The sequence below is a fragment of the Hymenobacter sp. M1-2 genome, assembly GCF_057808495.1.
Genome location: NZ_JBTYZO010000002.1, coordinates 341,701 through 355,665 on the forward strand (window position 1 = coordinate 341,701; position 13,965 = coordinate 355,665).

The following is a 13,965-nucleotide window of genomic DNA, read 5'->3' on the forward strand; positions in this document are numbered from 1 at the left end:
GCGCTTAGAACTCCTGTTTCATCCAGCTCCGGAAACTAGCCTGCTGCTCAGCAGTAGCCTCTGGAAGCTTTTCAATGGTAAATTTTTGCCAAAACCGCTGCCCATCCTGCGCCGTCAGCGGCACGGTTAGGAGTCGGTTCTGGCGAAACACGCTGACCTCGTATTGAGTTTCGGAGCTGCTAGAAAGCAGGCTTTGCAGATTCATGGCTACCCGGCGCCCGTTCACTGCCAGTATTTCATCGTCGACGGTGAAGGCTGCCGCGGCGGGGGAGCCGGGCAGGATGTCGGTGATTTCCGTGCGCTCGTTCTTTACTACTGCCCGGAACCCAAATACACCTTCCGCCACCGACTGATTTTCCTCGATGTGCAACGTGCAGCCCACGAAGCTCAGCGCTTTATCGAGCGGCTCTTCCAGCGGGGCCGTGCCGTAGATAAACTTGTCGAAATAGGCCTGCATATCGCGCCCGGCTACTTCCGTCACAATCCGCGCGTAATCCTGTTCGGTGTAGCCGATGCCCGTCTTGCCGAACTCCTCCCACAGGCGGCGCATCACGTCATCGAGGCTGCGCTGGTGCTGCGAAAGGCGGCGGAGCGTAAGGTCGAGCAGGAGAGCCACCAAAGCACCTTTGTGGTAGACCGACACTTTACGGTCGGGCACGCCGGGTTTGTAGCCATCGAGCCAGAGGTCCATGCTGGCATCGGCGAGGGAAAGATTATAGCGGCCATAATCCTCGTAGTGCTTGCGCAATACGGTGTTCAACTCCGCGAAATACTGCTCGGCGGTGCGCACCTGGGCGCGGGCCAGTAAATACTCGCCGTAGTACGTGGTGATGCCCTCGGCAATGAAGCAGGTGCGGAAATAATTCTCTTTGGAGTAGTCGTACGGCTGCATTTCAGCCGGCCGGATGCTCTTGATATTCCAGGCGTGAAACAGCTCGTGGCAGCTCACACCCAGCAGCTCCTTATATAAGCCCTCGGTCATGAGCTGTTCCCCTGGCCCGAGTACAATTACCGTCGAGTTGAGGTGCTCTACGCCGTGGTAGTGCTTATAAGGCAGAATCTGGTTCAGGAAATGATAATCCTGGGCCGGAAACGAACCGAATAGCTGCAATTGCTCTTCGCTGAATGCCCGAAAGTCAGCCACCAGCTGCGGCCAATCAACATCACACTCTCCTTGTATCCAGATGTAGAAAGGTAGGCCCTGCACCTCGTAGTTGCGGTATTGCAGCGTGGGGCTAGCAATGAGGGGCGAATCGGCGAGGTGGTCGAAGCTCTGGGCTTGCAGCACGTTAGGCCCGCTTTGGGGCAGACCGCACGCCAGCTGCCAGCCTTCCGGCAACTGGAGCTGCACCTGGCAAGACTCATTCTGCCGGCCCTCCACGTACATGAAGCCCTGCACCGGGTTCAGGTAGAGCTGCGTCTCGTCTAGCCAAGAGCCGCCGGCATCCATTTGGTGAGCGTAGAAATTATAGCGCACCTGCACCGTGCGGCCAGCCGCCGAAGCCACTTCCCACCGGTCTTTGGTAAGTTTCCGGGTTGGCAGCGCCTGCTGGGAAGCGGCATCCACTACTTCTACCCGCTGAATTTTTTGGGCAAAGTTTTGCAGCTCATAGCGCCCCGGTCGCCAGGCGGGAAGCTGTAGCTCCACCGTTTCGGGGCCCGCGGCGGGCACCTCGAAAGTCATGAGCAACTGCACGTAAAAGGTAAGCGGGTTCTCGAACGAGACGTAGTAATGAATCATGGAAAAGGAAGGCGGGAGAGGGCGGAAAACCCAAAACAAAGGTACATTTCTCCGGCCGGAAAAATGCGGGAAAATAGCCGTTTCTGGTCTGCCGAAAGAGATGGGGCAATTATCTCTAGCTGCCTAATTCTTAGTGGGTGATAAAGACAGGGAATGGAAAAAGAAGATATAGGCTTTGTCATTTCCGACTCAAGCGCTTACCTTTGCCGGCCCTACCTGTAATTGAGTCACTAGACATACCATGAAACGTACTTTTCAGCCCTCGCAGCGCAAGCGCCGCAACAAGCACGGTTTCCGCTCGCGCATGGAAACTGTTAACGGCCGCCGCGTGCTGGCCTCCCGTCGTGCCAAAGGCCGCAAGCGCCTGACCGTATCCGACGAAGGTCGTCATAAGCGCTAACCCGCTGACCACGGCTGGGGCCGTGCTTCCCACCTCTGGGCTGGTGGAGCGCTCGTACTCGTTTCCGAAAGAAGAACACTTGTGCCGCAAGAAGCTCATTGACGAGCTTTTCGGCCGGGGTTCTTCTTTTGGTTTATACCCCTTGCGGCTCATCTGGCTGCCCACCGAAGCCCCCACCTCCGCACCACCACAGGTACTCGTGAGCGTGAGCAAGCGCAATTTCAAGCGCGCTGTCGACCGAAACTACTTCAAGCGGCTGCTACGCGAGGCATATCGGCTCAATAAATACCGCCTGACAGAGGCCGAAGGAGGCCATGCTGTCGGGCTTTTGGCAATTATCTACACTGGGAAGGAAAAAAAGCCTTTCACGGTGGTTGAAAAAAAATTAATTTCAGGGCTGGAGCGTTTGCTGACCAACGCAACCCCGTTGACCGGGGTAGCGTCTGCTTCGTAGGGTCGTTTATTTGCTCCTCCTGATCTATGCGCAAAAAGTCTATCGTGGCCGGGGCTCTGCTGAGCGGCGCCGCACTGCTGGTTTCCTTCCGCTCCGACAATGAGCGGTATTTCGAAATCGCCAAAAACCTCGACATTTTCGCCACCCTTTTCAAGGAGGTGAATACGTATTACGTGGACGAGGTGCCACCCGCGAAGCTGGTCAAGACCGGCATCGACGCGATGCTTAAGTCGCTGGACCCCTACACCAATTACATTCCCGAAGACGATATCGAGGACTTCCGCACCCTCACGACGGGCCAGTATGGCGGTATTGGGGCGGTAGTGGTGAAGCGCAACAACAAAACCGTGGTGCAGGCTGCTTACGAAGGCTACCCCGCGCAAAAAGCAGGGTTACTGCCCGGCGACGAGATTCTGACTATCAATGGTGTCAACCTTGATAAGAAGAACAACTCCGATATCAGCAAGCTGCTGAAGGGCCAGGCCAACTCGCAGGTGAAGCTCATGGTGACACGCTATGGTCAGCCTGCGCCAGTCGAAGTAAACATCACGCGCGACAAAATTCAGGTCGACAACGTGCCGTACTACGGCATGATTACCAACGATATTGGGTATTTCCAGCTTTCTGGTTTCACGGTAGATGCCGGCAAGGAAGTGCGCATCGCGCTTACTAAGCTCAAGGAGCAAGGCGCCAAGAAAGTGGTGTTCGATATCCGCGACAACCCTGGCGGATTGCTCAATGAAGCAGTAAACATCTCCAACCTGTTCGTGGAAAAGGGCCTCGATATCGTGAGCACGAAAGGCAAAGTGACCGAGTGGAACAAGACCTATAAGGCGCTCGATATGCCGCTCGACACGCAAATGCCGGTGGTTATTATCACGTCGAACCGTTCGGCTTCGGCTTCGGAAATCGTGTCAGGGGTGCTACAAGACTATGACCGCGCCGTGGTAGTAGGCGAGCGGACCTTTGGCAAGGGGCTAGTACAAGCTACCCGGCCGCTGAGCTACAATTCGCAGCTCAAAGTAACGACCGCCAAATATTACATTCCTAGCGGCCGCTGCATCCAGGAAATCGACTACGCGCACCGCGCCGACGATGGCTCGCTGGGCAAAGTACCGGACTCACTACGTACGGCGTTCAAAACGCAAGCCGGCCGCACCGTGTACGACGGTGGCGGCGTAGCGCCCGATGTGGAAGTACAGGACCGCGAAATTGCTGACATCACCCGCGTGTTGTTGCAAAAAAATTACCTCTTCGATTACGCCACGCGCTACCGTGCTGAGCACGCCACCATCACCCCGGCCCGGCAATTCAAGCTCACCGATGCGGACTACCAAAAGTTCACCGAATTCCTGAAGGGCAAGGACATCAGCTACAGCACCGACGCCGAGAAAGCCATCAGCGACCTAACCAAGAAGGTGAAGGAAGAGAAGCACTACGACGACGTGAAAAACGAGCTGGAAGCCATGCGCCGTAAGGTTTCCACCAACAAAAGCAACGACTTGATCCGCTTCAAGCCCGAAATCAAGGACTTGCTGGAGCAGGAAATCGTGTCGCGCTACTATTTCCAAAAAGGCCAGATTGAAGCCACTTTCGACGACGACCCGAATATCCTGATGGCCATGAACGTGCTCAACGACCCAAACCGCTACGCGGCTTTGCTACGGCCCAACGGCCGCGCCGCCAGCGCCGTGAAGGGCGGCAGTACCAGAAGGTAGTTCTGTATTTTGGTATAACGAAAAAGCAGCTTCCTAGTGAAGCTGCTTTTTTCATGGTGGCTTATGAGAGTAACTGCTTACTGCTGGGGGCTGCTGTTCCTTTTTATTGGTTCCTGTAGTGGGAAGACCGAAGGGAAGAAGGAGGTTATTTCAACTGTAGCTGCGGATTCTTGCAGCACCAATTTTAGTATTGACACCATCCGGTTCATCAATTCGCTAACGGAATGCCAGAAGAGACAAGCGTTTTATAAAAGATGCTTCGAGGAAGACTATCAACAAATAGATGACACGGCGAGAGTCGCGGTGCAGGTAATCTGGTGGCGGGTGTTTCGTGGCTTAACCATCCTGCGGCTTGAAAACCGACCTACTATTATTCTGTCCGATACGAGCCAGAAGCGCGAGGTTCACGAGAAGTGGTTTGCTATGTACAAGCGGGATTCTGAAGCGTTGAATACTGATTTCACCGTTGTGCAGGGAAATACATACTCAGGAAAGATACCGCCGTACGTATTCAAGCAAAGTGTGCATCTGTTGTCGGACAACAAACTTCCTGCCGTGATTAAAACGCTGGATTCCATTCGTCTCTGGCATATGAAAAGGAAATATCCGGCGCCGCTGCATGTCGATGGCTCAAGCTGGACGCTGCAAGTGTACCGTAACGGCAAGTACCATGAAGTCACGACGGACCTGGAAGAACACCCGATAAAGGACATTGGCATTCAGCTGTTGCGGTTGACCAATCATCGGAAGCATCCGGATGCAATGATTGCAGAGTAGGCTGTTTATCGTTGGGTGTACCTTTGCCGCATGGCTTCCCTTATTCTCTCTCTTGAAACTTCGTCTCCCGTCTGCTCCGTTGCCTTGCACCAGCTAGACAGTGGCAAATTGGTAGGGCAGTCGGAGTTGCGGCTGGAGAAGTCGCACTCCTCGCACCTGAGCGTACTAATAAGCCAGCTGCTGGAAAACTCGCTGCACACGTTATCGGACGTGGCGGCGGTGGCCGTTTCGGATGGGCCGGGCTCCTACACTGGGCTGCGGATTGGGGCGGCGGCGGCGAAGGGGCTGTGTTACGCGCTGGATATTCCGTTGGTGGCGGTGAGTACGTTGCAGGCGCTGGCGCGGCAAGTGGCGGCCGTCACGGCTGCGGCGGAAGAAGTGCTGTTTTGCCCGATGCTGGATGCCCGGCGGATGGAAGTATACACGGCGCTCTATCGGCACAATGGTACCGAAGTGCTGGCCCCAACGCCACTCGTACTCGATGAAACGGTGCTGGCCGAACAAACTGCCCACCACCGCTTGTTATGCTTCGGAAACGGCGCGGCCAAGTTTCAGTCACTCGCCCAAGACAAACCCAACGTATCCTTTCTGACTGGCATCGAGCCTTCGGCAGTAGCCGTAGGGGCGTTGGCGGTGGAAGCTTACCAGCGCGGCGAGTTTCGGGATGTGGCCTACTACGAGCCGTTTTATTTGAAGGAAGTGTACACCACCACACCAAAAAGCAAAGCGTAGATTTTAGTGCTGGGTTGCTGGTGCTTAGTGCTTAAGTTGTTCAAGTTCTAAGTTCTACAATACCAAGCGCTGGGCACTAAGCACCAAGCACTATATAAAATGGAAGAAATCATCAACCGCGTTGCCACCAGCGCCCTGACTTCGCTGAACCTGGAGGAACTGCAGCACCCCGGCGAGCGGGTTGTGTACGACATCAAGGACAACCTTTTCCACGGCCTGATGCTGCGTGAGAAGGACTTCCGCGAGTTCATCAAAACTCATGACTGGAGCCAGTACGACGGCAAAAACGTAGCCATCATCTGCTCCGCCGATGCTATTGTGCCCACCTGGGCCTACATGCTGTTGGCATCCAAACTGCACGGCCACGCTCACCGCTACGTATTCGGCAACCTGGAGGCGTTGGAGCAGGAGCTATTCCAAGAAGCTATTGCCAATATCAACGCCGAGGACTACCGCGACGCCAAGGTAGTGGTGAAAGGTTGCGGCGAAAAAGCCGTGCCTACCTACGCTTACGTAGCCATTATGCAGAAGCTGCTGCCCGTAGTGAGCAGCGTGATGTACGGGGAACCATGCAGCACCGTTCCGCTCTACAAGCGGCCGAAAGCCTAAATTGACTTCTCAAAAAAAAGCCCGGCAGCATCACTGCCGGGCTTTTTTATTGCTGGTGAATGAAGCAGCTAAGGTTGGCTGACGTTAGCGTGATGCAGCGGAAAGAGCGGCAAGGGGACGAGAGTGTGAAAGCAGTGGCGAGTTTCTGCATCTTTAAGCCACCAAACTCATCCGCATGCCTGATCCTTCTGCTAACTCGCCTTACAAAATCAGTGTTCTGACGGGCATATCCATCGTGGTGGCCAATATGGTGGGCACGGGCGTATTTACTAGCCTGGGGTTTCAGGTGATAGATATTAAGAGCGGGTTTGCACTGCTGATGTTGTGGGCCGTGGGTGGTGTGGTGGCGTTGTGCGGGGCGCTGAGCTACGGTGAGTTAGCGGCGGCGCTGCCCCGCTCGGGTGGCGAGTATCATTACTTGTCGCGCATTTACCATCCGGCAGTAGGATTTCTGTCGGGCTGGGTGTCGGCTACAGTGGGGTTTGCGGCGCCTACTGCGCTGGCGGCTATGGCGCTGGGCAAGTACGCGCGGAGCGTGTGGCCGGGGCTGCATCCGCAGGTGTTGCCCGTGCTGGTGGTGGTGGCCCTCACGGCGGTGCACGCCACCAACAAGCGGGCCGGCAGCCGGCTGCAAGTGCTCGTGACGGCCGTGAAGGTACTGGTGCTGGTGGTGTTTGTGGGTGTGGGGCTAGTGGTGGCCGTGCCGCAGCCACTCTCTTTTGAGCCTTCAGCAGTGGGGTGGCGGGAGCTGTTGAGCCCGGCCTTTGCGGTGTCGTTGGTGTATGTGTCGTATGCTTATTCGGGCTGGAACGCGGCCGTATATGCTACGGGAGAAGTGCAGGAGCCGCAACGGACCTTGCCCCGCATTCTGCTCACGGGCACGGCACTCGTGATGGTGCTGTATGTGGCTCTGAACTTTGTATTTCTGTATTCGACGTCCATTGCCAAGCTGGCGGGACAGGCGGAAGTGGGGTTTGTGGCGGCTACGGAGCTGTTTGGCAGTGCAGGTGGCCGGCTCATGGGCGGGTTGATTGCCATGTTGCTGGTATCAACGATTAGCTCCATGATTTTTGCCGGGCCACGCATTGTACAGGTGATGGGCGAAGACCTACCGCCGCTGCGAGGTCTGGCTCACCTGAGCCCGGCGGGCGTTCCGGTGCGGAGCATGCTGCTGCAAACAGCCCTCACTCTGACGTTCATTCTGACGGCTACTTTCGAGCAAGTCTTACTGTACGCCGGCTTCGTGCTCAACCTATTCACGTTTCTGACGGTGCTGGGCCTGTTTATTCTGCGTTGGCGGCAGCCCGACTTGCCGCGTCCTTACCGCGCCTGGGGTTACCCGGTTACGCCGCTACTCTTTCTGGGCCTCAGCATCTGGACGCTCTGGTTCATCATCCACGACAAGCCTACGGAGTCACTCTACGGAGTGCTGACGGTGTTGGCTGGTCTGGTATTATATTTTCTGAGCCGGCGGAAGTAGCCGCCGAGTCGCTTTAATCTACCCTTATGGTCGCCTCCCTCGCCGCCCGCTGGCACCGTCTCACGGAGCCTCTGCTTCCTGATGAGTCCCGCCGCACTGCCGCCTTTGAGCAACTGGCGGCAGCGTACCAGGAAAAGGGGCGGCACTACCACACGCTCACGCACATTCAGGCGCTGCTCGATGCCACCGACCAGGCCGCCAACCAGCTCCGTGACCCGGAAGTGGTGCAGCTGGCCGTATGGTTTCACGATGCCGTGTACAACCCGTTGCGCTCCGACAATGAAACCCGTAGCGCCGAGCTGGCGCGGCAGTTTTTGGCGGGCACTTCATTGTCTGCGGCGCGGCAGGAGCGGGTAGCTTTCCTCATTGCCCGCACCCAGGACCATACCCAGCCGCAGCCTTCAGACGACGCGGACCTGCTGTTCTTCCTCGACGCCGACCTCGGTATTCTAGGCGCTCCGGAAGCACAGTATCAAGAATACGCCCGACAAATACGGCGAGAGTATCGCCTGGTGCCGGATATGCTTTATCGTCCTGGCCGCCGCAAAGTGCTGGAAAAGATGCTGGCTGCTCCCGCACTGTACCGCACCGCCGTCTACCATACGCGCCTGGAAGACGCGGCCCGCCGCAATTTGCAAACCGAGCTACAAGCTCTGTAAGCCGGCGCTAGCAGCGCCGACACAGTGCTGACGGCAGGCAGTGCTGGCGGCAGTCTTCAGCCGACAAGGTCGGCGCGACTGCCAGCCTCAAAAGCCAGGTCAGTCTTCAGACTGACAACAAAGCCGTTTAAGAAATCAAAAGAACGTCATGCTTGATCTAGCATGACATATCACTTAATGTTGGCGGCTTCTGTCACAGCTTCTACCCATACACCGCTACCTCCAATACCGCAAGTCTGAAGACTTGCCAAGCTTCGTGGCTGGCAGTCGCGCCGACCTTGTCGGCTGAAGACTGCCGCCAGTACTCCTCCGGAACTCTACCCCCAGGACTCAGCGCTTTGGCAACCGTGTTAGGAATAGAACATGCGGCCTCTCCGTGCCAGTTTATACCGCAACGGCGGCAACGGTACGATTGGTGGGTGTGTCTGTGTAGTTCCTGAATCTGCCGTAGTAGCTTTGTTGATGCATTATTTTCGTTTTCTGGGGCTGTTGGTGGCTGCGACTCCCGCGTTGGCTCAAACTCCCGTTGCTCCCGCGCCGGCTGGCATTTTGGCCCCGCTCACTGTTGAAAAAATCATGCGCGACCCGGCGCAGTGGCTCGGCACTTCGCCCTCGAATGTGGCCTGGAGTGAGGACGGCCGCCGGATCTACTTCAGCTGGAACCCTACCAAGGACCGCCGCGACTCGCTCTACCAAGTGGTTTCCACTGGTACGGCCACGCCGCGCAAAGTAAGTTGGCGGGAGCAACGCGCCCTGCCCACCACTGTCGGCCAGTACGATGCTGCTTACACGCGCAAGATCTATGAGCGCGACGGCGACATCTACCTGCTGGACTTAAAAACGCAGAAAACGCGGCGCGTTACAAACACTGCCGACCGGGAGACTAGCCCCGCTTTTGCCTTGCGGGGCAAGCTTGTGAGCTACGTTCGTGCCCAAAACCTCTACACCTGGGACCCTGCTACTGGCGAAACCACGCAACGCACCGACTTTCGCAAGGGCAGTAAACCAGCTAATGCCCGTCCCACCGACAAGTCGGAGCAGTTTCTGCGGGCGCAGCAGCTAGCCTTGTTCGATGTGATTCGGCAGCGCGACCAGGACCAGAAGGCGCGCGAACGGCAGCAGAAAGCACTAGCCAAGCTACGGCCCAAAGCCATCTACTTGGGCCAGCAAGCCGTGGACAATCTACAACTCAGCCCCAATGGACGCTACGTGACGTACACGCTGGAGCAGGAACCCGCGGCGGAGAAAATTGCCTTGGTGCCCAGCTTCGTAACGGCTTCGGGTTTCACGGAAGATATTTCCACTCGCACGAAAGTAGGCGCTCCGCAGACTGCCTATGAGCTAGGACTTTACGACATTGCCCGCGACACCACCTTCGTGCTCGGCTATCGGGAGTTGAAGGGGCTTGATGAGCAGTCCGCTTACCGCAAGGAATACCAACTCCCCGCCAAAGCGCCCCAGCCTGCCGATTCGGCCAAAGCTGCCGCCGCGCCCACCAAAGCTAAGCCTGCCACCGAGTTGCGCCGCGTGCAGCCGTTTGGGCCGTATTGGTCGGAAGATGGGCAACGGGCTTTTCTGGTGATGCGCGCCACCGACAACAAGGACCGGTGGATTGTGGCCCTGGACCCAGCTACGCAAAAAATCAAGCTACTCGACCGCCAGCACGACGACGCCTGGATCAACGGGCCCGGTATTGGCTACGAGGCGGGCAACGTGGGCTGGCTGCCGGACAACCGTCGGGTGTGGTTTCAGAGCGAGGAAACCGGCTACAGCCACCTCTACACCGTGGACGTAACCACCGGCCAGAAAAAAGCCCTTACCAGCGGCAAGTTTGAGATTCAGAAAGCCCAGCTCAGCCGCGACCAGAAAACGTGGTATATCACCGCCAACGCCACCCACCCCGGCGAACAGCACTTCTACCAGCTCCCGCTGAACGGGGGCAAGCTTCAGCAAATTACCAGCCGCCCCGGCGCTCACGATGTGGTGGTGTCGCCGGATGGCCGGACGCTGGTCGTGCGCTACAGCTACACCAACAAGCCCTGGGAACTGTACGTGATGGACAACAAGCCCCAAGCGAAAATGCGTCAGCTGACGCACAGCACCACGCCAGAGTTTGAAAGCTACCCTTGGCGCGACCCCGAAATCATCACCATAAAAGCCCGCGACGGTGTCGATGTGTACGCTCGTCTTTACCGCCCCGCCAACGCCGTAGCCCAGGGTCCGGCGGTGGTTTTTGTGCACGGGGCCGGTTACTTGCAGAACGCGCACAAGTGGTGGAGCCAGTATTTCCGCGAGTACATGTTTCACAACCTGCTGGTGGAGAAAGGCTACACTGTACTCGACATCGACTACCGCGGCTCGGCGGGCTACGGGCGCGACGTGCGGACGGGCATCTACCGCTATATGGGTGGCAAAGACCTCACCGACCACCTAGACGGCGCCAAGCTGCTCACGGAAAAATACGGCGTCAGTCCACAGCGCATTGGCATTTACGGCGGTTCCTACGGCGGCTTCATTACGCTCATGGCCATGTTCACGCAACCCGACGTGTTCCGTGCCGGCGCCGCGTTGCGTTCCGTCACGGACTGGGCGCACTACAACCACGGCTACACGGACAACATCCTCAACGAGCCCTACAACGATTCCCTGGCTTACGCCCGTTCGTCGCCCATCAACTACGCCAGCGGCTTGAAAGGTGCCTTGCTCATGTGCCACGGCATGGTCGATACCAACGTGCATTTCCAGGACATCGTGCGCCTTTCGCAGCGCCTCATCGAGCTGAAAAAAGAGAATTGGGAACTGGCCGTGTACCCGGTCGAGGACCACGCCTTCGTGGAGCCGGCCTCGTGGACCGATGAGTACAAGCGGATCTTGAAGCTGTTTGAAACCAACTTGAAGCCGCCCACAAATGGGAGCAACGGCGGGCAATAAGTGTATGGTTTGCTATAGGAAAAGAAGTATGTTTAGGGGCCCAATACTGTCGGGTATACTCCAATTCATTCTTTCTTTATGAACCACTACTACCAACCTTCCAATCGATTTTCGGTGGGCGGCGTGCTGCTGCTACTAGCCACCGGCGCCATAGCGGCCGTGCTGCTGGCTTTCGTCTACGTGTACGCCGTCTGGTACATTCCCTTTATCTACGTCAATTTCATACTCACCATAGGATTTGGGATAATTCTGGGCGTGGTTCTGGGCCGGCTGGTGCGCGCCGGCAAGCTGCGCAATCCTGGTCTGGCCACCGCGTTGGCGGTAGGCGTGGGCCTGATAGCGTCGTACGTGCAGTGGGCGTTGTATTTAACGCTCGTGTTCAACACGACGAGCGTGGAGTCGTTTGGGCGCCGCGCCTCCATTGCGCAAACTTCCTTCAGCGCCGACACCATGCTGACCATCCTGTTGCAACCCGGCACCATGCTGAGCGCTATAAGCGAGCTGGCTGCTTCGGGTTCCTGGTCGTTGATGGGCGTCACGCCGTCGGGCATTTTTCTGTATTTGATTTGGCTGATTGAAGCGGCTATTATCATAGGAGGGGCCGTGCTGCTGGCCCGGAGTCAGGCTACTGAGCCTTTCTCCGAGAAGGCCAACGAATGGGCTGAGGAAGAAGTGCTGCCCGTACTGGTGGCGCACATCAACAACCCCACTACCACCAAAGCGGCCCTCGAAGCCAACGACTTCGATACTCTGCTTCCCTGCCCGGCCGATGCCGAAACCATGTTTGCTCGGCTCAAGCTGTACTGCGCGCCCAACGATGCGGACTGCGCTTTTCTGACCCTGGAGAACGTGGTTCTGAAGTTTGATGACAAAGGAAAAAGCTCGGAAACTACTACCCATGTAGTAACCCACTTGCGGGTGTCGGCACAGCGTTGCGCGGAGCTGCGTAGCCGCTACCGCACCGCGCCGGTTAACAGCTAGTGCCTTCCTGCATTCCGTGAAGAAAAGCCTTGTGAGTAATGCTCACGGGCTTTTTTGCTATACCATGAAGCACCTTTTCCTATGCGCGGCACTACTTCTGACTGCCGCGCTATCCTTCTTGTTCTCGCCGCCGCCCCAGACCCTCGATGAGTTTTGGGGGCTCTATATTCCGCTGGGTAAGGAAGCGGGTTTCATTCTCAACAAAGATTCCTACGGCTACATCCAGGCGGCCGAAGAGCCCCACCGATTGTTGCAGCAGAACGAGGAACGCCAGTCGCGCCCGTTGTATGTGCTGCTAGGCACGGCCGTGGGCTATCCGTTGCGCGCCGTGCTACCGCTTGTAGTAGACGAAGCCGCCGTACGGGCCGCAGTTGGACCAGATGTGCCCTTGTCGGACTGCGCACTCATTGGTTTCTACCCAGCTTTTGTGTTGCTGAACTTTGGTGTGTTGCTGGGGGCTTTGTTGCTATTCGTGCGGCTCTACCATCCTATCACCGCCGGTCCTACTGATTCGCTGACTGTCTATTGTCTGTTGGCATTTCTGGCATCCAGCCCCATTGTAAAAGCGTTTTTTTGGACGGCTCACCAGCAGATGCTTTGCTTTTTCACCCCGCTCTTTTGCCTGTGGCTGCTGCACTGGTTTCGGCAGCACCCTCCGCAGCCCCGGCGGTGGTTCTGGTGGGCGCTCCTAACTGGCATTCTGCCGCTGCTCTACGGCAATTTTGTGTTGGTGCTGCCGGTTTTGCTCTATGCCTTGTGGCAACAGCTTGGCCGCCGTTGGCCTCGTCAGTCTGAGTGGCTGTTGGTGTGCGGCGTCGTGGGGTTTTTTGTGCTCCCCACCCTGAGCTGGATTTTGGTGCTGAAGCTGCGGGGCGTGGCCTATTACAACCACGAAGTAGTGCGCTACCACCAACTCGTGTGGATACTTGAAGCCGCGCAAACAACACCAAGCGAATTCCTGGGTACTGTTGGCAATAAAGCGCTGGAATTTGTAAGTACACTGCGCGGAATTATAGTGCTGCTGGTGGCGGTACTGTTGTTGTGGCTGATAGTAAGGCGGGGTGGAGAAGAAGTAACGCCATTGGTGAAAGATGCACTGGCGCTGCTGGTACTATTTGCCAGTTTTCTGTTGGCGTTGGGCTACTATAATGAGCGACTGACTTTCACTTTACAGCCGTTGCTGCTATGCCTCGGAGCGGCAGGGGTGGCTCGTTTGCAGTTGCCAGCGAAGCGCGTGCTATTGCTTCTGGCTGCCTTGGGGTGGCACGCGTACCAGGTGCTGTCGTATGGTCCTTTCTCCTAATGCTGCATCTAAGTAAAGACATGTTCTGATGTTCGCTTAGCGCAAAGCTTACTGCAATACGAGAGCAAAAAACGCCGCTCAATGCAGCAAATCAACCCAGCAACACGCTAGGTGCGGCCTTACAACAGGGCGCTTAGGCTGTCCCACTGAAAACGAATAGCTGCCAACTCCCAACTAAAT

General features: G+C 56.9%; 12 protein-coding genes. 11 read left to right on the forward strand and 1 reads right to left on the reverse strand.

Annotated features, from left to right (window positions below; translation table 11 throughout):
• Positions 1–4: 4 nt before the first annotated feature.
• Positions 5–1,741: a M61 family metallopeptidase gene (locus ACYSMN_RS03575; protein WP_488922466.1), complete on the reverse strand. Its 1,737-nt coding sequence runs from the start codon at positions 1,739–1,741 to the stop codon at positions 5–7.
• 241 nt (positions 1,742–1,982) lie between these two features.
• On the opposite strand from ACYSMN_RS03575, the gene rpmH reads away from it, so the two are divergent.
• The 11 genes from rpmH to ACYSMN_RS03630 all read left to right on the forward strand — a co-directional run bounded on the left by rpmH (position 1,983) and on the right by ACYSMN_RS03630 (position 13,785).
• Positions 1,983–2,141 (forward strand): 50S ribosomal protein L34, encoded by a 159-nt coding sequence (gene rpmH, locus ACYSMN_RS03580; RefSeq protein ID WP_488922467.1) that lies wholly within the window; start codon positions 1,983–1,985, stop codon positions 2,139–2,141.
• 43 nt (positions 2,142–2,184) lie between these two features.
• Complete coding sequence (locus tag ACYSMN_RS03585) at positions 2,185–2,595, forward strand: ribonuclease P protein component (protein ID WP_488922544.1); 411 nt, start codon at positions 2,185–2,187, stop codon at positions 2,593–2,595.
• A 26-nt stretch (positions 2,596–2,621) separates the two neighbouring features.
• Positions 2,622–4,313: a S41 family peptidase gene (locus ACYSMN_RS03590; protein WP_488922468.1), complete on the forward strand. Its 1,692-nt coding sequence runs from the start codon at positions 2,622–2,624 to the stop codon at positions 4,311–4,313.
• A gap of 63 nt (positions 4,314–4,376) precedes the next feature.
• Complete coding sequence (locus ACYSMN_RS03595) at positions 4,377–5,090, forward strand: hypothetical protein (RefSeq protein ID WP_488922469.1); 714 nt, start codon at positions 4,377–4,379, stop codon at positions 5,088–5,090.
• Positions 5,091–5,120: 30 nt separating this feature from the next.
• Entirely contained in the window at positions 5,121–5,822 is a 702-nt protein-coding gene (tsaB, locus tag ACYSMN_RS03600) for a tRNA (adenosine(37)-N6)-threonylcarbamoyltransferase complex dimerization subunit type 1 TsaB (protein WP_488922470.1), read from the forward strand.
• A 99-nt stretch (positions 5,823–5,921) separates the two neighbouring features.
• Positions 5,922–6,431 carry a DUF2480 family protein gene (locus tag ACYSMN_RS03605; protein WP_488922471.1) on the forward strand — a complete coding sequence of 170 codons (510 nt, stop codon included), beginning with the start codon at positions 5,922–5,924 and terminating at the stop codon, positions 6,429–6,431.
• 175 nt (positions 6,432–6,606) lie between these two features.
• The gene (locus tag ACYSMN_RS03610) at positions 6,607–7,911 is read left to right on the forward strand and encodes an APC family permease (protein WP_488922472.1); all 1,305 of its coding nucleotides are present in this window, start codon (positions 6,607–6,609) and stop codon (positions 7,909–7,911) included.
• Positions 7,912–7,937: 26 nt separating this feature from the next.
• A complete protein-coding gene (locus ACYSMN_RS03615) occupies positions 7,938–8,570 on the forward strand; it encodes an HD domain-containing protein (RefSeq protein ID WP_488922473.1) in 633 nt (210 codons plus the stop codon).
• Between the two features lie 462 nt (positions 8,571–9,032).
• Positions 9,033–11,501, forward strand: coding sequence for a prolyl oligopeptidase family serine peptidase (locus ACYSMN_RS03620; protein WP_488922474.1), 2,469 nt, complete (start codon positions 9,033–9,035; stop codon positions 11,499–11,501).
• 78 nt (positions 11,502–11,579) lie between these two features.
• A complete protein-coding gene (locus ACYSMN_RS03625) occupies positions 11,580–12,482 on the forward strand; it encodes a hypothetical protein (protein WP_488922475.1) in 903 nt (300 codons plus the stop codon).
• Positions 12,483–12,546: 64 nt separating this feature from the next.
• Positions 12,547–13,785: a hypothetical protein gene (locus ACYSMN_RS03630; protein WP_488922476.1), complete on the forward strand. Its 1,239-nt coding sequence runs from the start codon at positions 12,547–12,549 to the stop codon at positions 13,783–13,785.
• Positions 13,786–13,965: the final 180 nt, after the last annotated feature.

Bases quoted from the DNA above. Each gene is read 5' to 3' on its own strand.
- ACYSMN_RS03630 (WP_488922476.1), top strand. From the start codon at position 12,547: ATGAAGCACCTTTTCCTATGCGCGGCACTACTTCTGACTGCCGCGCTA.
- ACYSMN_RS03595 (WP_488922469.1), top strand. From the start codon at position 4,377: ATGAGAGTAACTGCTTACTGCTGGGGGCTGCTGTTCCTTTTTATTGGT.
- ACYSMN_RS03575 (WP_488922466.1), bottom strand. From the start codon at position 1,741: ATGATTCATTACTACGTCTCGTTCGAGAACCCGCTTACCTTTTACGTG.
- ACYSMN_RS03620 (WP_488922474.1), top strand. From the start codon at position 9,033: ATGCATTATTTTCGTTTTCTGGGGCTGTTGGTGGCTGCGACTCCCGCG.
- ACYSMN_RS03615 (WP_488922473.1), top strand. From the start codon at position 7,938: ATGGTCGCCTCCCTCGCCGCCCGCTGGCACCGTCTCACGGAGCCTCTG.
- tsaB (WP_488922470.1), top strand. From the start codon at position 5,121: ATGGCTTCCCTTATTCTCTCTCTTGAAACTTCGTCTCCCGTCTGCTCC.
- rpmH (WP_488922467.1), top strand. From the start codon at position 1,983: ATGAAACGTACTTTTCAGCCCTCGCAGCGCAAGCGCCGCAACAAGCAC.
- ACYSMN_RS03605 (WP_488922471.1), top strand. From the start codon at position 5,922: ATGGAAGAAATCATCAACCGCGTTGCCACCAGCGCCCTGACTTCGCTG.
- ACYSMN_RS03610 (WP_488922472.1), top strand. From the start codon at position 6,607: ATGCCTGATCCTTCTGCTAACTCGCCTTACAAAATCAGTGTTCTGACG.
- ACYSMN_RS03590 (WP_488922468.1), top strand. From the start codon at position 2,622: ATGCGCAAAAAGTCTATCGTGGCCGGGGCTCTGCTGAGCGGCGCCGCA.
- ACYSMN_RS03625 (WP_488922475.1), top strand. From the start codon at position 11,580: ATGAACCACTACTACCAACCTTCCAATCGATTTTCGGTGGGCGGCGTG.